Annotated in this window: 18 protein-coding genes and 1 pseudogene; 6 read left to right on the top strand and 13 right to left on the bottom strand. The window is 61.3% G+C overall.

Features of this window, described 5'->3' with window-relative positions:
• Position 1: 1 nt before the first annotated feature.
• Together ligD (ASE71_RS07230) and ASE71_RS07225 are read left to right on the top strand one after the other, a co-directional pair.
• The gene (gene ligD / locus ASE71_RS07230) at positions 2-2,638 is read left to right on the top strand and encodes a DNA ligase D (RefSeq protein WP_060520495.1); all 2,637 of its coding nucleotides are present in this window, start codon (positions 2-4) and stop codon (positions 2,636-2,638) included.
• Positions 2,635-3,054 (top strand): DUF4112 domain-containing protein, encoded by a 420-nt coding sequence (locus tag ASE71_RS07225; RefSeq protein ID WP_082566467.1) that lies wholly within the window; start codon positions 2,635-2,637, stop codon positions 3,052-3,054. The genes ligD (ASE71_RS07230) and ASE71_RS07225 overlap by 4 nt, the downstream gene beginning before the upstream one ends.
• Positions 3,055-3,060: 6 nt before the next feature.
• On the opposite strand, the gene ligD (ASE71_RS07220) is transcribed toward ASE71_RS07225, so the two are convergent.
• The 3 genes from ligD (ASE71_RS07220) to ASE71_RS07210 are packed head-to-tail and all read right to left on the bottom strand — an operon-like array spanning position 3,061 to position 5,904.
• Positions 3,061-4,119 carry a non-homologous end-joining DNA ligase gene (ligD, locus tag ASE71_RS07220; protein ID WP_060520493.1) on the bottom strand — a complete coding sequence of 353 codons (1,059 nt, stop codon included), beginning with the start codon at positions 4,117-4,119 and terminating at the stop codon, positions 3,061-3,063.
• A gap of 55 nt (positions 4,120-4,174) precedes the next feature.
• Entirely contained in the window at positions 4,175-4,987 is an 813-nt protein-coding gene (locus ASE71_RS07215) for a Ku protein (RefSeq protein ID WP_060520492.1), read from the bottom strand.
• Between the two features lie 11 nt (positions 4,988-4,998).
• Positions 4,999-5,904: a Ku protein gene (locus ASE71_RS07210; RefSeq protein WP_060520491.1), complete on the bottom strand. Its 906-nt coding sequence runs from the start codon at positions 5,902-5,904 to the stop codon at positions 4,999-5,001.
• Between the two features lie 423 nt (positions 5,905-6,327).
• Here ASE71_RS07210 and ASE71_RS07205 point away from each other — a divergent pair, with 423 nt between their 5' ends.
• Positions 6,328-7,209, top strand: coding sequence for a hypothetical protein (locus tag ASE71_RS07205; protein ID WP_060520490.1), 882 nt, complete (start codon positions 6,328-6,330; stop codon positions 7,207-7,209).
• A 2-nt stretch (positions 7,210-7,211) separates the two neighbouring features.
• Here ASE71_RS07205 and ASE71_RS36840 read toward each other — a convergent pair.
• Together ASE71_RS36840 and ASE71_RS07195 are read right to left on the bottom strand one after the other, a co-directional pair.
• Positions 7,212-7,542: pseudogene (locus ASE71_RS36840) on the bottom strand (exodeoxyribonuclease III); the annotation flags it as partial.
• Positions 7,543-7,799: 257 nt separating this feature from the next.
• On the bottom strand, positions 7,800-8,636 hold the full coding sequence (locus ASE71_RS07195; RefSeq protein WP_060520488.1) for a phytanoyl-CoA dioxygenase family protein: 837 nt from the start codon (positions 8,634-8,636) through the stop codon (positions 7,800-7,802).
• Between the two features lie 102 nt (positions 8,637-8,738).
• Here ASE71_RS07195 and ASE71_RS07190 point away from each other — a divergent pair, with 102 nt between their 5' ends.
• On the top strand, positions 8,739-9,779 hold the full coding sequence (locus ASE71_RS07190) for a LacI family DNA-binding transcriptional regulator (protein ID WP_060520487.1): 1,041 nt from the start codon (positions 8,739-8,741) through the stop codon (positions 9,777-9,779).
• A gap of 216 nt (positions 9,780-9,995) precedes the next feature.
• On the opposite strand, the gene ASE71_RS07185 is transcribed toward ASE71_RS07190, so the two are convergent.
• Positions 9,996-10,316 (bottom strand): ferredoxin family protein, encoded by a 321-nt coding sequence (locus ASE71_RS07185; RefSeq protein WP_034799884.1) that lies wholly within the window; start codon positions 10,314-10,316, stop codon positions 9,996-9,998.
• Positions 10,316-11,923, bottom strand: coding sequence for an FAD-dependent oxidoreductase (locus tag ASE71_RS07180; protein WP_060520486.1), 1,608 nt, complete (start codon positions 11,921-11,923; stop codon positions 10,316-10,318). The genes ASE71_RS07185 and ASE71_RS07180 overlap by 1 nt, the downstream gene beginning before the upstream one ends.
• A gap of 89 nt (positions 11,924-12,012) precedes the next feature.
• Between ASE71_RS07180 and ASE71_RS07175 the strand changes: the two genes are divergently transcribed.
• Positions 12,013-12,819 carry a phosphate/phosphite/phosphonate ABC transporter substrate-binding protein gene (locus tag ASE71_RS07175; RefSeq protein ID WP_060520485.1) on the top strand — a complete coding sequence of 269 codons (807 nt, stop codon included), beginning with the start codon at positions 12,013-12,015 and terminating at the stop codon, positions 12,817-12,819.
• Here the strand turns inward: ASE71_RS07175 and ASE71_RS07170 are convergent.
• From ASE71_RS07170 to ASE71_RS07150, 5 genes are read right to left on the bottom strand one after another with little or no spacing between them, the layout of a single operon-like run.
• Complete coding sequence (locus ASE71_RS07170; RefSeq protein ID WP_060520484.1) at positions 12,801-13,772, bottom strand: oligopeptide/dipeptide ABC transporter ATP-binding protein; 972 nt, start codon at positions 13,770-13,772, stop codon at positions 12,801-12,803. The genes ASE71_RS07175 and ASE71_RS07170 overlap by 19 nt on opposite strands.
• The gene (locus ASE71_RS07165) at positions 13,772-14,746 is read right to left on the bottom strand and encodes an ABC transporter ATP-binding protein (RefSeq protein WP_060520483.1); all 975 of its coding nucleotides are present in this window, start codon (positions 14,744-14,746) and stop codon (positions 13,772-13,774) included. The genes ASE71_RS07170 and ASE71_RS07165 overlap by 1 nt, the downstream gene beginning before the upstream one ends.
• Positions 14,743-15,576 carry an ABC transporter permease gene (locus tag ASE71_RS07160; RefSeq protein ID WP_034799891.1) on the bottom strand — a complete coding sequence of 278 codons (834 nt, stop codon included), beginning with the start codon at positions 15,574-15,576 and terminating at the stop codon, positions 14,743-14,745. Before ASE71_RS07160 ends, ASE71_RS07165 begins: the two co-directional genes overlap by 4 nt.
• A gap of 1 nt (position 15,577) precedes the next feature.
• On the bottom strand, positions 15,578-16,555 hold the full coding sequence (locus ASE71_RS07155) for an ABC transporter permease (RefSeq protein WP_060520482.1): 978 nt from the start codon (positions 16,553-16,555) through the stop codon (positions 15,578-15,580).
• A 42-nt stretch (positions 16,556-16,597) separates the two neighbouring features.
• The gene (locus ASE71_RS07150; protein ID WP_060520481.1) at positions 16,598-18,160 is read right to left on the bottom strand and encodes an ABC transporter substrate-binding protein; all 1,563 of its coding nucleotides are present in this window, start codon (positions 18,158-18,160) and stop codon (positions 16,598-16,600) included.
• Between the two features lie 240 nt (positions 18,161-18,400).
• On the opposite strand from ASE71_RS07150, the gene ASE71_RS07145 reads away from it, so the two are divergent.
• Positions 18,401-19,372, top strand: coding sequence for a fatty acid desaturase (locus ASE71_RS07145; RefSeq protein WP_060520480.1), 972 nt, complete (start codon positions 18,401-18,403; stop codon positions 19,370-19,372).
• A 380-nt stretch (positions 19,373-19,752) separates the two neighbouring features.
• Here ASE71_RS07145 and ASE71_RS07140 read toward each other — a convergent pair whose 3' ends face one another.
• Entirely contained in the window at positions 19,753-20,103 is a 351-nt protein-coding gene (locus ASE71_RS07140; RefSeq protein WP_060520479.1) for a hypothetical protein, read from the bottom strand.
• Positions 20,104-20,339: the final 236 nt, after the last annotated feature.

The following is a 20,339-nucleotide window of genomic DNA, read 5'->3' as shown; positions in this document are numbered from 1 at the left end:
CATGGCGGCTGACAAGCTCACAACCTACAAGAAGAAACGGGACTTCAAGCAGACAAAGGAACCGAGCGGCGCGGCCGCTGTTAAGCCGGCCAATCGGCTTCGCTTCATCATCCAGAAACACGACGCGACGCGCCTTCATTACGATCTTCGCCTCGAACTCGACGGCGTGTTCAAGTCCTGGGCTGTGACGAAGGGGCCGTCACTTGATCCGCATGACAAGCGGCTGGCGGTCGAGGTGGAGGATCATCCGCTCGGCTATGGGGATTTCGAGGGTACCATCCCGAAAGGCCAGTATGGCGGTGGCACGGTCATGCTGTGGGACCGGGGCTATTGGGAGCCGGAAGGAAACAAGTCGCCGGAGGAAGCCCTGAAGAAGGGCGATTTGAAATTCGTGCTGCAGGGTAAGCGCCTAAATGGCAGCTTCGTGCTCGTACGGATGCGCAACGACCGCGATGGCGGTAAGCGCACCAATTGGCTGCTGATCAAGCATCATGACGATCATTCCGTTGAAGAGAACGGCGCTGCCATCCTGGATGAGAACATGACCTCGGTGGCTTCTGGACGAACCATGGAGCAGATCGCAAGCGGCAAGGGGCGCAAGCCCAAGCCGTTCATGATGGCGAGCGGTGAGGTCGAGGCCGACGCAGTGTGGGATAGCAAGCAAGGGCGCGCAGCCGATAAACGCAAAGAGAGGGGTCGGGAGGATGTGGCGACGTCGACCGGGGTTGACTTGCCCGACTTCATTGCTCCGCAACTCTGCGAAACCGTGGAGCGCCCGCCAGCCGGGAAGAACTGGCTGCATGAGATCAAGTTCGATGGATACCGCATCCAAATGCGGGTCGCAGACGGTGGGGTCATGCTGAAGACCCGCAAAGGGCTGGACTGGACGGCCAAATATCCGGAGATAGCGAGAGCTTCCTCCCAACTGCCCGACTGCATTATCGACGGCGAGATCTGCGCGCTCGACGACAATGGCGCTCCGGATTTCGCGGCGCTTCAGGCCGCCTTGTCGGAAGGCACCACCGGCAACCTGGTCTATTTCGCGTTCGACCTCCTGTTCGACGGCGGCGAGGATTTGCGGCCGAGGCCGCTTACCGATCGAAAGGCGCGTTTGCAGGAGCTGCTAGCAGATGCGACCGACAATCCTCGTCTTCGCTTCGTCGAGCATTTCGAGACGGGCGGCGATGCGGTCCTGCGTTCTGCGTGCAAGCTTTCCCTCGAGGGCATTGTCTCGAAGCATGCCGATGCGCCCTACCAGTCCGGCCGTACCGACACCTGGGCGAAATCGAAATGCCGCGCCGGGCATGAAGTGGTTATCGGCGGATACGCCAAGACGAATGGCAAGTTCCGGTCGCTACTTGCCGGCGTCAATCGCGGTGAGCATTTCGTTTATGTCGGCCGCGTCGGCACAGGCTACAGCGCCAAGAAGGTCGAAACACTGCTGCCAAAGTTGAAGGCTGTGGAAACGACGAAGTCGCCGTTCACGGGGATCGGCGCGCCTAAGAACGAAAAGGAAGTCGTCTGGGTGAGACCCGAGTTGGTCGCCGAGATCGAATTCGCTGGCTGGACCGCAGACGGGCAAGTCCGCCAGGCCGCCTTCAAGGGCCTGCGGGAGGACAAGCCGGCCGATGAGGTGGAGGCGGAAAAGCCGGCATCCCCCGCGAAGACCAAAACGCCCAAGCCCGCGCCGATGGTGAACAAGGTCCCGCGCCGCAAGGGCGCGAAAGCCGAGGTCATGGGCGTGCTCATCTCCAATCCGGACAAACCGTTATGGCCGGACGCCGACGACGGCAAGGCCGTCACCAAAGAAGAGCTGGCCCGGTATCACGAAGCGGTCGGCTCTTGGCTGATCGAACATGTCAGGGGCCGGCCGTGTTCGATCATCCGCGCGCCTGACGGCATTGGCGGCGAACAGTTTTTCCAACGCCACGCCATGCCGGGTACGTCAAACCTGCTGGAGCTGGTCAAGGTGTTCGGCGACAAGAAGCCGTATTTGCAAGTCGACCGTGTAGAAGGCCTCGTCGCCGTCGCCCAGATCGGCGGCATCGAATTACATCCATGGAACTGCGAACCAGGAAAACCGGAGGTGCCGGGCCGGCTGGTTTTCGACCTCGACCCCGGTCCGGATGTGCCGTTCGCGGCTGTGGTTGCGGCCGCCCGTGAAATGCGGGACCGGCTTGATGATCTCGGACTTGTCAGCTTCTGCAAGACGACTGGCGGCAAGGGACTGCATGTGGTGACGCCGCTGGCCGTGAACGCGCGTACGCCACTTCCATGGGCGCAGGCGAAGGGCTTCGCCCGTGACGTCTGCCAGGAGATGGCCCGCGATAATCCAGACCTTTATCTCATCAAGATGACGAAAAGCCTGCGGGAAGGCCGCATCTTCCTCGACTATCTGCGCAACGACCGCATGGCGACGGCGGTGGCCCCGCTGTCGCCACGGGCGCGTCCGGGCGCCACCGTGTCGATGCCGCTAACCTGGACGCAGGTCAAATCCGATCTCGATCCGAAGCGGTTCACCGTGCGGACCGTACCGGCGCTGCTAACGAAGACGATTGCGTGGGAGGACTATTGCGACGGACAGCGCGAGCTCGAACAGGCCATCAAGCGGCTCGGCAAGCACAAGGCTGCGGCATGAGCTTTGAACGGCAGGGGCGCCAAGACCACATAGGACGCATGAAAAATCACACTGTCCCCATCGAGCACCTGACCCGCCTTCGGCGCATCCGCGGCTTGGTACGATTGATGGACACGGCGCTCCGCATTCCCGGCACGCGCGTATCGCTGGGCGCGGACTCGGTTCTTGGCCTTATCCCAGGCGTGGGCGATTTCGCAGCGGCGGCTATCAGCCTCGTCATCGTAAACGAGGCGCGCCGTCTCGGCGTGCCGAATGACAAGCTGGTGAAGATGCTTGTCAATGTCGGCTTCGACACGGTCGCAGGAAGCGTGCCGGTGCTCGGCGATGTCTTCGATATCTATTTCAAGTCCAACCGCCGCAATCTGCAACTCGTGCTGGACCACTTGGGCCTCGACCACGCTGACCTCGATCGGTAACGACGGTCAGCTGCGGGTTCCAAGCGTGGCGATATCGAACACCGCGGCATTGTCCTGGATTTCGCGCAAGCCCTTATAGGAGGCGTGGCGCAGATTTCCCTCGACCGTCCAGCCGCGGAACTCGATCTCGGCGATCAGCGTCGGCAGCGCGAACACGTAATTCTTGCCCTTGACCGGCACGACCGGTTTCTTCGTCTTCAGCTTGTCCAATGTCTTGCGCAGGTATTCGGCATCCTTCGCCTTGAACCCGGTCCCGACAGAACCCACCGACACCCAGCTATCGCCCCGCCGGGCGGCAAGCAGAAGGCTGCCGATTCCGCTACGCGCTGCAGCGGACTGCTCATAGCCGACGATCATGAAGCTCTCACTTTGAACGCATTTGACCTTGATCCAGTCGCCTGTTCGTCCCGACCTGTATGGCCGCTCGCGGTGCTTGGCAACAATGCCTTCCAGCCCCATCGAACATGCATTTGCCAGCAGCTCGACGCCATCACCGTGCGCTTCTTCCGACAGTTGCACCGCGCCGCTTGCGCCGTCGAGGAAATCCGTAAGCAGATGCCGGCGAACCGAAAGCTCCGTCTTCGTCAGATCGTGGCCATCAAAATAGAGAAGATCGAATGCGACAAAGACCGCCTCCGTCGAGGCGCGCTTGCCGCCGCGGCCCCCGAGCGAGCGTTGCAGCGCCCCGAAGTCCGCATGGCCCTCCTTGTTGAGGACCACGGCCTCGCCATCGAGGATGGCGGTCCCGACGTCGAGCCTCTTTGCGGCTTCCGCGATCCGTGGAAAGCGATCGGTCCAGTCGTGGCCGCCGCGCGTGATGATCCTAACACCCTTCGGTTCGATGTGGATGGCGAGGCGATACCCGTCCCATTTGATTTCGTAGAGCCATTCCGGTCCTTCCGGCGGCGTCGGCCGCAGAAGCGCCAGGCACGGCTCGATGCGGCCGGGCATCGGATCGAAGGGCAGAGTGGGCTGGTCGCGATTGCGTCGGCGGACTGGCCGCGACTGGAGCGCAGTACGGGAGTCATCGAGCAAGGGTATGGCCGATCGGCGCTTCGCTTTCATGGCGATCCATCATGCGCAAGAGAGAATACGAACATAAGTGCCTTCCGTGAAGTTTTCAGGATGAGCGCTTTCCTTTTCCGCTCGCCGCCAAACTCTGGCGAAGAGCGTCCATGATGTCGATGACGTTGCTGCCAGCCGCGCCGGTCTCTTCCTTGGCCTTGCCCTTCTTCAAGGGCCTCAGCCCCTTCTTCTTTTTCGCGATAATGTCGAGGAGAGCGTCCTGCACGGGGTCGGAAACCATGTCCGGGGACCAGGTCTTGGTGTGCTGCTTGATGAATTTCTCGACAAGGGGAATAAGATCAGGGTCCGATGCATCGTCGATATCCTCGAAATAGGACTCTTCTGGCCGGACCTCGTCGCCGAAGCGTAGTGTCCAGAGCACGATACCTTCGCCGCGCGGTTCGAGCACGACTGCCCGCTCGCGCCGGCCGATGACGAGTTTCGAAATGCCGAGCACCTTGTCGGACGCCATGGCGTCGCGAATGACCGCGAAGGCCTCATGGCCGACGGGATCGTCGGGCACAAGATAGTGCGGCTTTTCGAGATAGATCCACTCGATGCTGTTGCTCGGGACGAACTTGTCGATGTCAATGGTTTTGACGGTGTCGAGCGCGACGGCATCCAGTTCGTCGTCCGTGAGGAGCACAAAGTCGTTCTCGCCGCGGGGATAGCCCTTTATCTCGTCCTCATCCTTCAGCGGTTTGCGCGTGACCGCGTCGACAAATTGGGAGACGACGCGATTTCCGGTCTCTTTGTTGAGCGTGTGAAACCTGACTTTTTCGTTCTCCGACGTTGCTGGCGACATCGAGACCGGGCAGGTGACGAGCGAGAGCTTCAGATAGCCTTTCCAGTATGGGCGCGGCGCCATGATCGTGCTCCTCAGCCGGCTTTACGCTGTCCGGACGTCGAGCTGCGCGATTTCGAGGCCGCGGCGCGCGACGCCGGCTTGCGCCCGGAGCCCTTGTTGGCATTGGCGGCGGGTCGCGTCAGTTGATCGCCGCCGGCCTTCAGCATCTTCGCGCTTTCGCGTAGGGCGGCCAGTAGGTCGTCCGGTTTGGAGACCTTGACCTCCTTTCGCTTCGGCAAGGCCTTGCCTTCAATTTTCGCCTTCACCAGCTCAGCGACCGCCGTCTCGTAACGATCGTCGAACGCGGCCGGGTCGAAGGTTCCTTTCTTTGTAGCGATGATGTGCTTGGCAAGATCCAGCATCTCGCCTTTGATCCGCAGCTTCGGCACCTCCTCAAACGCCTTCTGTGATGAGCGGACTTCGTAGTCATACTGCATCGTGGTGGCGATCAGGCCTTTGCCGTGGGTGCGGATCAAGAGTGTGCGTATGCGACGAAACAGGACCGTGCGCGCGATCGCAGCGACCTTCGAATTCTCCATTGCATCGCGCAGCGCGGTAAAGGCGTCTGACGAAACCCGGTCGGTCGGCACGAGATAGTAGGGTTTGTCGAAATAGACGTCGTCAACGTCGGAGCAGGGAATGAAGGCTTCGATCTGCAGGGTCTTGTCGCTGTCCGGAACGGTAGCGGCCACCTCCTCCGGATCGATCATGATGTAGTGGCCGTTTTCGATCTCGAAGCCCTTTGTCTGATCCTCCCGCTCGACCTCCTTGCCGGTGTCGCTATCGACGAAGACACGGTTAACGCGATTGCCGGTGCGGCGGTTGATGGTGTGAAACGCGATGCGTTCCGAGGTGCTGGCGGCCGTGTAGAGGCCGACTGCGCAACTCACCTCGCCGAATTTGATGAAGCCCTTCCACTGGGCGCGATGACCGGCCATCTTTAAAACTCCCGCCTCGAGGCAACCAAAGCGAGTCAAGCGAATCACGAGCGAATTTGTTCCGCCTCGAAAGGAATCGAAAATCAATAACCTAGGCATGCGTTGGCGCCCTTTTTAACCAGTCTCGACCATGGCGCTGGCTCGCTGCATCTTTTCGGGGCGGCGTGCGTTCTTCCGAAGCCACAACTGGAAGGGAGATGTCATGACGAAACGTGAATTCGTCGATAGCAGAACCGATAGGCGCTATATTCGGCGCCGCGGGAAACGCCAGTTCAAGGAAAGTATCGATGTGAACCGGGTCCCCGTTCGCCGATCAGCGCACAAAGGCGAAGACTGAGGCAAAACCCGGCAAGGCGGTCGCGGAGATTGGCATAGGAAGCATTGGCGCCCGGGCCGCCCTCTGTCGTAGCGACGGGTGATGCGATGGCCGACGATGTCGAGATTGATCATGAAGACAAAGGGGCCGGCGAGCGCGTGTCGGTCGCATTTCCGTTCGACCGTATGACCGTGCAGCGGTTTCGCGAGGCTTTTCCACGCGCCCGCTGGAGCGACCGGCGAAAGGCCTGGATCGTCCCCGGCACGACCGCGCGCCGGCGCATCGATCGCTGGCTGGCCAGGGAAGACGCCCGCGTCGATCCATACGCAGAGGGAAAGGGCAGGGATGCTTATGCGTTCGAGCCGATCCTCAGCCCCTATCTCAACGTCGACAAGGACGGGTTTCGCATCCGGACGCCTTTTTCACGCAAAGTGGTCGAGGAAATCCGGCAGGTTCCATTTGCCCGTTGGGATGGCGAGCATAAGGTGTGGCGGGTGCCATTCGCTTCCTATGATGATCTTGTCGATCGCTGGGGGGCTATCGAGGCGGAAGCGCAGCGAAATGAGCCTGAAGAAAAACGCAAGCGCGCCGAGGCGCGCAAGGGAACCTACGAGGAAAGACTGTCCCGCCGCCGGGCGGTCGAGCGCAAGCGCCGGCGCATCCCGCTTGCCGTCGATGATTTGCCCCCGATAGGTCGGCCGCTTGCGACGCCGCTCTACGGGATCGTCGTAGTTGGAGACATAACCGGTGAGCTGGTCGATTGCCATGAGGTTGCCGACCTTTATCCACACATCGCCGGGGATCACGTTTGGGGCCTATGGCGAACGCCTTCGCTGGAGGAGCTGGTGCAGACCTGGCCCTCGAAAAGGGCGCCGGAAGAGCGTGAGCGCCGGCGCGGCTGGTGGCTGCCCACTCTTGAGGAACTGCGCGAGGCGCGGCTGACCGCCAAGGCGCGCGAACGCAGGGCCAGACAAAAGGCTCAGGCCTGAATTCAATCCGATGGTGGTTCGATCTCGATGATGACCGACCCATGGCCGGTGGTGTGCTCCAAGCCACGAGGGCTAGGTGGGACACTCGCCTTGCTGAGCCAGGGCGCAAGCGCCGGGCTGAGGAGAAGATGGTCGATACGCAGGCCCGCATCGCGCTCACAGGCGCTGCGCCAGTATTTCCAGAAGGTGTAGATGCGTTCCTTCGGATGAATATGGCGGTTGGCGTCGGTCCAGCCTTGGGCTAGGAGATCGGCATAAGGCTTTCCTGACTTCCGGCCGGAACAGCGCGTCGTCGCGCCAGCGTTCCGGTGCGTAGACGTCCAAAACCGTCGGGGTCGCGTCCTTGGTTTACAACGGACCTTCAGTTCGTTCGATCGCTATCGCCACCGCCGCAGCCACCCGACCGCTCTCGAGGCCGCCGGGCCGTCGACGTGTCAAGACGACGACCGGCTCCCGCTTACAGCGGATGCCGTCGTGCTCGCTTATCGTTCGCCTGCTGCATCGAGGCAACCAAGAGGCCCACCAGCACTGGAAGCGCCCTCAAGAAAAGTTACCGGTCTAGTCAAGAGCGCAGCCATATAAGGCGATGATCAACTTGGATCGGCGCCCATGACAAGTCCCTCGATGTCGTGCTTTTGGGTAATCGGCACGAGCTCGTCCACGACGCGGCAGACGAGGTGCTTCTTGCCGATTTCCGGCAGGGCATCGTACCAATCCCGCGTGACCATCATGTCGTGCAACTCTGCATGCCCGGCGCCCGGCCTGTCCACACCCAGCACCATGACGGGTCGTGCAATAGGGGACTGATGCTCCGTGCCTCGGTGCACCGTCAGCGCCGAGCGGCAGGAAATGTCGCCGCGCTGCGGATACTTGCGTGTCGCACGCTCTTGAAACCGGCCCCAGAGCGCCTTGGCCGGGAACATTTCGTGCTTCCATTCCCGGCCATCGTCATATTGCGTTCCCGGCGCCACTTCGAACGGCCCCATATCCTCGGTGACGTCAACGCCGGTGAGGTTGAAGGCAAGCGAGGTAATCTGGCGGTCTCGATAGGTCTCTACGGGCGAGGGGAAGTCGCGATGCCACGGCTGGTATTTCGCGCCCTGGAAGGGCACGTCGAGGCCAATCTCCACGATCTGGTAGTCCGATCCAAGCACGTTGGTGCAGACATCAACCACCCATGGATGGGTAATGAGATCAACGAAACCGCGGAAGGCCTGCGGATGGATTTCGACATACCAGCGGCGCGGTCCCCGGCCGACCGCGCCGCCGGGCCTTTGAATGGCCGACCAGAAGGCCGTCATCATGTCCTCGTGCATATTGTCGACCCATGCCAGACTAAAAGCACCCTTCAGCCCGATGATGCCGTCTGCCGCCAGCTGCGCCATCTGCGCAGCAATATCGTAGTCGGGTGCTGGCTTCGTTTTCATCCGGTCCTCCTCCCAATTTTCAACAAGGCTACCGCGACTAATAAATATTAGTCAATGGCCGATTTTTATTAGTTGGTGTAGAGAGGGCAAAACGGGGGCGACATGAGCGGTGGAAAAACGAAGACGCGCGTAACCATGATGGATGTGGCCAAGGCGGCCGGCTGTTCGCAGGCGACGGTCTCGGTGGTTCTCAACAATGTCACGGACATCAAGATATCGCCTGAGCTTCGGGCGCGCGTGCTGGATGTCGCGCATAGGCTCAGCTACGGGCTTGCAAGCCCCATCCGTCGCGCGGGCCTTGAGGATCTTCGCGGCGGCTGTATTGGCTTCATCGTCGATCAGCTCGCGACGACCCCGGAAGCCGTCAACGCCATCGAGGGCGCGCGGCACGCTTCCTGGGAGAACGATGTTACAATTCTCGTGGCGCAGACGCAGGGACGGGCCACGCACGAGCGCAAAGCGGTGGCCAGCCTTCTGCAGGCCGGTGCGCAGGGGATCGTCTACATGTCCGTTTTCACCCGCCGCATATCGCTCGACCCGGTCTTCGAGGACCTTCCCGTTCCGCTCGTGCTTCTCAACTGCTATACCAGTGATAACCGTTTTCCCGCAGTGGTTCCTGATGAGGTGACCGGCGGGCGCATGGCGACGGCGACCCTTATCAGGAAGGGGCATACACGCATCGCAACGATCGTCGGCGAGAGCTTCATGGAGGCGGCGCAGGATCGCCTCGCGGGCTATCGTGAGGCGCTGGCGGAGGCGGGGCTGCCCTATGATGACGGCCTGGTGGCTGAAGGAAACTGGACACCGACATCCGGTTTCGAGGCTACCCAAAAACTCCTGTCGCTTCGAGAGCCGCCTACGGCGATCTTCTGCCAGAACGACAAGATGGCGATGGGCTGCCTAATGGCAATTGGCGAAGCAGGTCTGCGCGTTCCGCGGGACATCTCTGTCGTCGGCTACGATGACGACGAACTGTCGCGCCATCTGCGACCGCAACTGACTACCCTGGAGCTTCCGCACCGGCCGATGGGCGCCTGGGCGATTGAGCACCTTGCAAAGAAGCCGCGCTCAACGCATCACAGCCTAAAAAAGCTTGGCTGCACTTTGGTCGTCCGGGGCTCGGTCAGTCGTAAATCGGCCTGACAAGATCAAGGCGATGGGTAATTATTTCAGCGGACGAAAATCTTGGAAATTGCGCTCCAAGAGCGCGCGTGTTGCTCACCCGCGTAAGACGGAAATGGCCAAGAGAAATGCATCGCCCCCGAAACCTTACCAGCTATCCCACTCCGAGCCATCGGCGCGCGTCGCCAGTCTTGACGCCTGATCCGGCGGCGCGTGACGTCACGACGTGGCTCTTGTCTATTGCGGTAATCGGAAATGGTCGTCGATGAGACGGCGGTGGCGAGTGTCCTTGTGCCAGCCGATTGCCTTTCGGTAGCTGCCGAAAAGCTGCCTTTCATGCACGCCTTCGACGGTCAGGCCGTGGACGGCCTCAGCATCCGGTTCAACATACAGCGCATCGACGGGGCAGTAGAGTTCGCACATGAAGCAGGTCTGACATGCATCCTGACGCTTGATGAGCGGCGGTCCTTCGCGCTGTGCTTGGAACACGTTGGTGGGGCAGACCTGGACGCAAAGATTGCAGTCGGTGCATGTGTTGGTGTCTAGAACTTCGATCATTATTCTGCTGCTTGCTTGTATACGCCGGGATCGACCGCTTCGTGCCGAACGGAGATGTGGTCGAGGCCGCTGAGGATGAGCCTGTGGTGTTGGGCGGGGTTCTGCGTCGGATAATCCTCCCGTCTGTGCATACCGCGCGTTTCGGTACGAGAAAGCGCCGCGCGATACATGAAACGCGCCGTTGCCAGCATGGCCTGCGCCTGCCGCAGCTTGAGGGAATGATCCTCGTTGAGAGCGGTTGCCCGTCCGACGTTTTCCCAAAGCGCGTCCAGCCGCTTCAGAGATGCCGAAAGGGCCGAATGCGTGCGGAAGTAATTGATGTCGAGCGGGAATACCTCGTTCTGGACAGCCTTGATGATCTCTGCCGGGTCGATGCCCTTCGTTTCAGAGAGCGCGATGCATGCCGGGCCGAAATCGGTAGCGCTTACCCGCTGCAATGAATAGGACGCGGCAGCCGCGCCAGCAAAGGCACCTGTGGCGATCGCCCAGGCCGCGTTGTGGCTGCCACCGCCGGTGAACCCGCCGCAGATCGGCTCGCGGGTGGCGTTGTCGCCAGCGGCGTAAAGCCCCGGAACAGTCGTTGAACAGTCGAGGCCGGTCAGCCTCAATCCACCTGTACCACGGACCGTACCTTCAAGCCTCAGCTTGACTTCGAAGAAATCGGTAAAGGGATTTATGCCGCGCCTATCGAACGGAACGAAGAAGTTCGGCTGCGCGCGCCTGAGGATCGCCTTGACCTCGTCAGTCCCGGCAAGGTCCAGCCGCGCAAACACCGGCTCCGAAAGCAAGGTGCGGGCGATAATCGAGCGCCCACGGGCCGAACCCGCTCCCTCGATCAGGCTGTGGTCCTTCCGGTAGAACTGAGCAAAGCGGTAAAGCGCCGTCTTGGTGATCGAGGCGAAGGCGGGCGAAATCGCGTAGGCGGAGGAAAATTCCATGCCCGAGAGTTCGGCGCCAACCTCCGCGCCCATCAGATAGCCGTCTCCGGTCAAGACGTCGCAGCCGAGTGCCTTGCTCATGAAGGCACAGCCGCCAGCGGCAAGAACGACGGCGCCGGCGTTCACCACCCAATGACCGCCGGCCTGGCGCCGCAGGCCGCTTGCGCCGACGACGCGTCCTTCCAGTGTCAGCAGTTGCGTCGCCGGATGATGATCGAGAATGGTGATCCCGGCATTCCTTACCCGGCGCCGCATCAGCCGCATGTATTCCGGCCCCTGGACCGAGATACGCTGCTCTTCGCCGTCGTCGTTCCGGGGGAAGGGGTAGCCCCAGTCCGCCAACCGATTAACACTCTCGAACGTCTTGTCGAGGACGGGCACCATCCAGGAACGTTCGGACAGATAACCGCCCATCGCCTCGCGGCTGGCCATGGCTGCCTCCCGTTCCGCCGGGTCCGGCGGCACATACCAGATCTGGGTGCCGGCCGAAGCCGTGGCACCGGAGCTGCCGCAATATCCCTTGTCGACCAGCACGACCTTAGCGTTGCTGGATGCAGCTTCGATGGCGGCCCAGCACCCGGCGGGTCCACCGCCAATCACGAGCACGTCGCAACCGATTTCGACGGCGGCGACGCTTGCCTCACCTGACTGTTGCAATGGCACACTCATGACAGGGATCCTTTCGACGAAGAAATATCGTTGCGATTTAAATCTATGCAATGCATAGATTTTTGAGTCGTTTTTGCCGGAGCCCGCCCATGCCTCTCGCCAGCCTCGCCATGTATGTCAGTCCGCCGCCCATCGAGGAGGCGACGCGGCTTTTCTGGAAAGCATTGGGGGACCGATTGCGTGGGTATGGCCTTGATGCGCCCGGGGCGCTTGACGAGACCGTCGCCTACAACGAGGCGTGGTTCCGTCCGGACCTGCTGTTCGGCCAGACCTGCGGATATCCCTATGTCCAGCACCTTCGCGGGAGGGTTCAACTGGTGGCGACGCCCGTTTACGACTTGCCTGGCTGCGACGGCCCGCACAAATGCAGTTTCATCATCGTCAATGCCCGGTCGTCGGCCAGCTCGCTCGGCGATCTGCGCGGGATGCGTGCGGCGATCAATGAACCGGGCAGCAATTCCGGCTACAACCTGTTTCGAGCTGCGGTGGCGCCACATGCGGTCGACGGCCGCTTTTTCTCGTCGGTCATCGAGACGGGCGGGCACCGAGCAAGCATCGATGCCGTAGCGAGTGGCGCGGCCGACGTCGCGGCAATCGACTGCGTTACGTTCGGCAACACACTGCGCTTCGATCCCGATCGCGTGGCCGCGGTCCGTGTTCTTGCGGAGACGACGAAGGGACCCGGACTGCCCTTCATCACATCCGCCTTGACCTCGGCCAAAGACCTCATGATCCTGCGGCGTACACTGGCGGAGACGATCGGCGATCCTGAACTCGGCGGCGTCTGCGACACGCTCTCGCTCAAAGGCATCAGCCTCCTGGGCGATTCCGACTACGAGGCACTGGCCGAGCTTGATCGGGACGCTGCACGCCATGGTTACCCTGCTATCGTCTGAGGGATGACGGCCGGCCTTGCGGCCAGCGGAAAGTGACAGGCGACAGCGCGTCCGTCTTCGCCCGACCGAAGGGCAGGGGCTTCTGCTGCGCAAATCGGCTGCACCAAGGGACAGCGGCTATGGAACCGGCATCCGGCCGGTGGATGGGCGGGACTCGGCAATTCTCCGGAAAGAACGATTCGTTCGTGTCGGCGGCTGGGATCGAGCGTCAGATTGGCCGAAAGAAGCGCTTGGGTATAGGGATGCGCGGGGCCGCGAAACAAAGCGGCGGTCGGCCCGCTCTCGACGATGCGTCCGAGATACATGACGGCAACCCGGTCCGCGACCCGCCCGACGACATTGAGATTGTGGGAGATCAGCAGATAGCTGAGGCCCAGGTGATCCTTGAGCCCTCGCAGAAGGTTCAAAAGATCGCCTTGTACCGAGATGTCGAGGCCGGCGGTCGGTTCGTCGGCGACGATGATCGACGGTTCGGCTGCAAGTACGCGGATCAGAGCCACGCGCCGCGCCTGCCCGCCACTGAGCTGATGGGGATAGCGAGAGAGAAGCTGCTCGCCAAGCCCGATCCTTTCGGCCAGCCCCATGATCCGCCCCCAGTTCTCGGCCGTGAAGGCGGCGCGGATCTTCAGGGGCTCGCTAAGCAAGGCTCGGACCGTCAGACGAGGCGAAAGGGACGCGACGGGATCTTGAAACAGGAGCTGGATCCGGCGCTGCAGGATGAGGCGGCGTTGCCTGGAGGCATCCTTTAGTGTCTCGCCCTCCACGGCAAGCGTGCCTTCGGAAAGCGGCTGCAGCCCGACGATCGCGCGGGCGATCGAGGACTTGCCGCAACCGCTTTCACCAATGAGCCCCAGGGTTTCGCCACGCCGCAGTTCAAGCGAGACGTTGTCGACCGCGGTGAGCCGATCGTAGCGTACCATCGCGTTATCGAGGGTTAGAATGGGGCGGGCCATTACGCAGCCTCCTGCCAGCAGGAATAGGTTCGCCCCTCTCCCGTCTGCCGCCGGGGCGGCCTTTCATTGCAGCGGTCGTGGCGGGCAGGACAACGGCTGGCAAAAATGCAGCCTTGGGGACGGCGTGCAGGATCGGGCACGGTGCCGGGAATGGTTGCCAGATCCTGCGAGGGATCGAAGGCCGCATAGGGATCGATCTCGCAGGCGAGCAGCGCGCGGGTGTAAGGATGGCGCGGGCGGCTGAAGACGACGCGCACGGGTCCGTGTTCCACCACCGTGCCTGCATACATGACGATTACGCTGTCGCAGAGTTCGGCGATCAGGCCCATGCTATGGCTGATCACCAGCATGGAGGCGGACGTGCGCTGTCGTAGCCGGTCCAGCACCTCGACCACTTGCGCTTCGATCGTCGCGTCGAGCGCGGTTGTCGGCTCGTCGGCAATCAACAGCTTCGGTTCAACCAGGAGTGCCATGGCGATCACCACGCGCTGGCGCATGCCGCCGGAGAACTCGTGCGGGTAGCGGTGCATGCGCGCTGCCGCATCCGGCACGCCGACATCGGCAAGCATTGCTTGCGCGCGGCCCCAGAGCCTGTTGCGGCTCTCCCGGGGGAAGCGCCGCCGCTGGATATCGACGAGCTGCGTTCCGATGGTAAACATCGGATTGAGCGCGGTCATGGGATCCTGGAAGATCATTGCGATGTCGGTCCCTCGCAACGCCCTGGTTTCGTCTACGCCAAAGCGCATTTCGCGCCCATCGAAGGCGGCCCGACGCGTGGAAACCTGCGCGTTGCCGTCAAGCAGCCCGAGCAGGGCGAAGGCGACCGTTGACTTGCCGCTGCCGCTTTCGCCAACGAGACCGACGGACTGTCCGCGACCAATGGTTATATCGACGCCGTCGAGGATGTGAGCCGTGCTTTCGTGACCCCGGTAGGACACGTGCAGGTCTTCGATGGTGAGAAGGGCGTCAGTCAAAGGGCTTTCCTCAGCTTCGGGTCGAGCGTGTCGCGCAAGGCCTCGCCGAGAAGCGCGAAGCCGAGGGTAGCAAGGACGAGCGCCAGTCCGGAAAAGGTCGCGAGCCAAACCGACTGGTCGAGATAGGTATAGCCGTCATTCAAGAGGTTGCCCCAGCTTGCCAGCGGCGGACGCACGCCAAGCCCGAGAAAACTCAGGCCCGCCTCGATGGTGATGACAACAGGGATATCCATGCAGGCCAGCACGAAGATCGGACCAATGATGTTCGGGGTTACATGATGCAGCACGACCCGCCAGGTCTCTGCCCCAAGCACTTTTTCGGCCTCGATGAAGGGACTGTTGCGAATGGCGATCGTCTGGGCGCGGGCAACTCGGCCGAAATGGGGAATGAAAACAATGCTGACAAGCAGCACGACATTACCGAGGCCAGGGCCGAACACGGCCACCAATGCCAAGGCCAGTATAATGCTGGGAAACGAAGTGACGATGTCGAAGACGCCGACCACGGCGAGATCGATTGCACGCGGCGAAAGGGCGGCCGCAATCCCGAAAGTGACGCCGGCGCTCAAGGAAATGGCAATGACCGAGAGTGAAATGCCGAGCGCCACCCGTGCTCCATAGATCAGCCGGCTGAGGATGTCGCGACCGAGATGGTCCGTTCCAAGCAGGTGCTGCCACGACGGCTCCATCAACCGGTTCGCCGGCGCTATTGCGTTCGGGCCATAGGGTGCAATCACCGGTGCGGCGATCGCCACCAGACAGAGAAGCGTCACCGCAAGCATTGCAAACGTGCCACCCGGGCGACGGGAAAGAGCGATGAAGGCTTGCATCTCAGTGTCCCTGACCAGATGTAAGGCGGGCGCGCTCGCGTCGATCGATCAGGCTCGGGGAGAGGTCGGCGATCAGATTGGTCAGCACATAGAGCATGACGATGACGAAGACGCCGCCCTGGACGACCGGATAGTTGCGTGTGCGAATGGCGTCGTAGATCAGCGAGCCGAGGCCCGGGCGGTTGAAGATCACTTCGGCAAAGACGGCGCCGCCGAGGAGTTCGCCGAAACCCATGCCAAGCACCGCGAGGGTCGGCAGGATTGCCGGCTTGAGTGCGTATTTCATCATGATCTTGGTTTGGCTGACACCATAGGCACGCAACGTGCGAACGTGGTTTTCCCCGAGGACCTCGAGCAGCGATGAGCGCAGGAGCCGGGCGATGTAGCCGACCCAGCCGGCCGCGAGCGCCGCCGTCGGCAATACGAGGTGCCAAAGCTGGTCGCCGAGGTTGCCGCTTTCGCCGGCGCCCAGCACCGGAAACCAGCGCAGATGCACGGAAAACACCATCAGCAGGAAGACCGATACGACGAAACTCGGCGTCGAAATGAATCCGACACTCAGGAACGCGACCATTCGATCTGTCTTGCCGCCCGGCCAGCGGGCGCTGAAAAGCGCCAACGGCACGCCGAGGGCTACGGCGCACAGCATTGATGCGACCGCAAGCGCGGCCGTGTTCGGCAGCGCATTCAGAACCAGGCTGAGGACCGGCCGTCCGTTGAAGACGTCCTCTCCGAGATCGCCGGAGGCGAGCCTGCCGAAGAAGGTGAAAACCTGTTCGATCAGCGGCTTGTCGAGGCCGATGCGGGCATTGAGTGTCGCGACCGCTTCAGGCGTTGCGCGCGACCCAAGGATCACGGTCGCGGGATCCCCGGGGATTAGCCGCGTCAGGGCCATCAGGAGCACGACTGAACCGGCCACGGCAAGTGCCGCCGTCGCCAGCTTGAAGCCAAGATGGATTGGAAGGGACGCGCTCCTCATTGCAGCGCATCCTCTTCTGTCGCAACGCAGGCTGCCATCGGGTCAAGCCGTCGCTTGTGTAAAAGCGGTGTAAAGCCAGTTGTTGCCGTTCGGCAGGACGCCGGGCTTCAGCCACTTTCGCGAAGCGAACGCGTTGAGGTTGTGGGTGATCCAGATAAAGGCAGCCGATTCGTCGAGCAGCTTCTGTGCTTCGATGTAGATCTTCTCGCGCTCGGCCGGATTTACCGTCACGCCGCCTTTCTCGTGCAAGGCATCGAAATCGGCGTTCTTCCAGCGTTGCCAGTTCCACTGACCGACTTGCGCCGAGGTGAACCATTGTGTCTGGAAGCCGGGGTCGAACTTGCCGTTGAATTTGATGAGTGAAAGTTCGAGGTCCTTGCTGGCGTCGTTTTCGCCGAGCGCCCAGTAGGCGGCCGATTCCAATGCCTCGATCTCGACCTCGATACCCACTTCGGCAAGGTTTGCCTGGATGATCTGGGCGATCGCCTCATAGCGGGCATTGGCCTCGATGGTGAGCTTCGTCTTGAAACCGTCGGCGTGACCCGCCTCTCTAAGCAGCGCCTGCGCCTTATCGAGGTCACGGGCATGGACCGGCGCGTCCTTCCAGTAGCCCAGCAGGCTCGGGGCAAGCAGAGCGTTAGCGCGCGGATAAAGACCGGAATAGGCGCCTTGAAGGATGGCATCGATATCGACGGCATAGCGGATGGCCTGACGCACGCGGATATCGTCGAACGGCGCCTTCTCGATGTTCGGGCCGAACCAGACATAGTCGATCGCCGGGATCTCGGTGATGCTTGCATCCGGCAGCGCCGCCATCGACTTTCCATTTTCGGGATCGATCGCGGTGAAGTCGATCTCGCCGGACTTAAAGGCGATTTCGGCGGTCTTCTGCTCGCCGATCGGCTTGCCGACGATCTGATGGAAATGCGCCTTGATCGGTCCCTTGTAGTCCGGGTTGATCTCAAGCACGAACTGTTCACGCGGCGTCCATTCCTTGAGCACGTAGGGTCCACTTCCGACGAGCTTGGTGGCGATATCCTTGCCGAGCGCCTCGAAAGCCTTCTTCGAGACGATGCGGCCGGAACCGTCGGCGAGCGCGATCGTATAGAGCGCCGGCGCCGGATTCTTGAGGATGATTCGACCCTCGAGCGGCGCGGTTACCTCCACGCGATCGAGCGCTGACCAGTCCTTCGCGTAGGTGACGGGCTTGCCTTCCGCGTCTGGCGTGATGAAGCGTTCGAAAGAGAACTTCACGTCTTCCGCTGTCAGGTCGCCGTAGCCGCCGGTGAAGGCGAGGCCACTGCGCAGCTTGAAGCGGATTTCGGTATCACTCACCTGTTCCAGTTCTTCGGCCGCATCCAGTTCCCATTCGGTGGAGCCGGGCTTGAAGGAGATCAGCCCCTGCTGCACCGACCAGATGACGTTGAGGTCGATCGGACCGGATCGATTGGCCGGATCGAGGTTCGAGAGATCCTTTTCGACGCGCACGGTGATCTTGGTGCGATCGGCGCCGGCAAAGGCCGGATGGACGCCACCAAGCGCAACGATCGTCGCGAGGGAAGCGCCGCCGACAAGTACCTGCCGGCGCGTGGGGTTGAATGTCATGGCATGTCCTCCAGGATTGGCGCTCCCCAGGGCAGGGCAGCGGGTCAATTCGATGGACGCATTAGAGCTAATAATACATCAATTACATAGAATAAATATTTTACGTTTCGGTCTTCTGACGTAACCAGTTTTCCGTTTTTCCGCGCCGTCTTGCAAAGACGTGCGGCGCGGGTTCCGGTGCAGCCAGATTATATTGGCGGTTGAATTCTATTGCTTTTTTCGCTTTCCGGGTAACACGACATGTCCAATTCTCGGTCTTCAGAAGACTTTCCGTCACAATCATCCCTCTCCAGCATCACCCGTATTGAGTGGCAGACCGTCGTTCTCGCGCTTGTCATTTATGGCGGTTTTCTTGGGCTTACCTGGTTTTGGCAATCGCTCCCCCTTGCAGTTGTCATCGCGCTCGGCGGATGGCTGATCGCCTGGCATGGATCGCTGCAACACGAGGTCATCCATGGCCATCCAACCCGAAATCGGAGCATCAACGACGCCATCGGCTGGCCGCCGCTGTCGCTTTGGCTGCCCTACGCGATCTACCGCGAGGGCCACTTGACCCATCACCGCGACGAACATCTGACGGATCCCATAGAGGACCCGGAGTCATCCTATCTCACCCAGGCAGCCTGGGATCGGCTGGGTCTCGTCGGGCGGTCTCTGGCCAGGTGGAACAGCACCCTGTTCGGGCGCTTGACCCTGGGTCCGCTGGTGATGATCGTCAGCTTCTTGGCGCAGGAGGCAGCACTCCTCCTGGAAGGGGATCGAGCCCGCAGCAACTTCTGGATCCGTCACGCGATCGGCGTAGCCGCCGTTCTGGTCTGGGTCATCGCCGTCTGCGGCATGCCTCTATGGCTCTACCTCTTCGGCTTTGTCTATGTCGGCGCGGCCCTGACCCGGTTGCGCTCCTATGCGGAGCACCGTTACGCCGATCATCACGACGAGCGCACAGCGATCGTCGAAAACAGCACGCTCTTTGGTTTGTTGTTTCTCTACAACAACCTGCATGTCCTCCACCACCAGCGGCCGGGTGTTCCCTGGTACCGGATCCCGGCGCTTTACCAACGGCACAAGCAGACGCTTGTGTTGATCAATGGCGGGCTCATCTATGACGGCTATCTCGACGTGGCGCGCCGCTACTTCTTCAGGCCGCATGACGACCTGCGTCATCCCCTTCATAGAAGCTCGTCGTCAATGATCTCTAACGAGTATCTGTAGAGGAGAGGATTGAACGACAAATCTTCGGCGCCCCGCGGAATTCCAGTATACTCGGCCTGAATGCTTCAGCGTCTTGTAGCCGACAGTAAGATGTGTCGCGCTATGGCCTGTCTCAAGGCGGGCCCACGCAAGCCGCCACTGTCAAGTGCTGTGCCTTTTCCAGTTGATGTCGGCGTTTCAAGAAAGAGCGAATGTCGGCAACCGTGGGAGACACGACGGTTTTGCGTCAAGCCTGAGCCAGCCCGCCGCATTGTCGGCGGGCTTGGTTTAGACGACGACGAGGAAGGGATACATCGTAAGGGGCGGGCGTCCATGCTCGCGCGAATGGGGCGGGATGCGGCGCAAATACTATTGCACCCCGCCTCACTGACCCTAGGCGGTTAACGAACGTAGATAGTCAGCCCACCGTCAGCCGCCTGTTCCGCGCCGCCGATGTTGTCCATCTCGACTTTCTGCGCCTCTAGCTTTTCAGCCAGGGGCTTGTTCGCTTTGACTGCTTCGAGCAGCGCCGCGCGCTGTTCGGGCGTAGCATGCTCGACCCACATGCGCGTCTTATCCTGTTCGGAAAGTGTGCTTACGTCGACGACATTGATCTTATCGCCGCTGTAGCTGCGTACAGTCTGCTCAATCTCTTTGGGCCAGTTCATTTCGGCACCTTGACCGTGAGCGATTCCCACAAAGCTCAACGCAGAGAGGCTTGCAAGCATAGAAAAAGTTGCAATGCGGTTCATTGTCATGCTCCTTCCTAGGTTTTGCGCTGGTGACCGGAGCGGCAACCAAGCGCGGCTGCTCAAACACCACGTCGCGGCTGAGATTACGCGAAACGCCACGGAGCGCTATTGTCCTTAGGGGAAGTCGTCAGCCACAGTGCGCTTGCGCATCTCGGGCTTAACGGCGTTGGGTCGCGCGTTAGGCGAAACGCGCTTGGTAGGCGCCGGTCGCGCTGCTCAGAAGGTCTAGTGGAACA

It is taken from the genome of Ensifer sp. Root954 (assembly GCF_001429005.1).
Classification (GTDB): Bacteria; Pseudomonadota; Alphaproteobacteria; order Rhizobiales; family Rhizobiaceae; genus Ensifer; species Ensifer adhaerens.
Note: the sequence above shows the minus strand (reverse complement) of the source record. Positions and strands in the feature narration are given on the sequence as shown.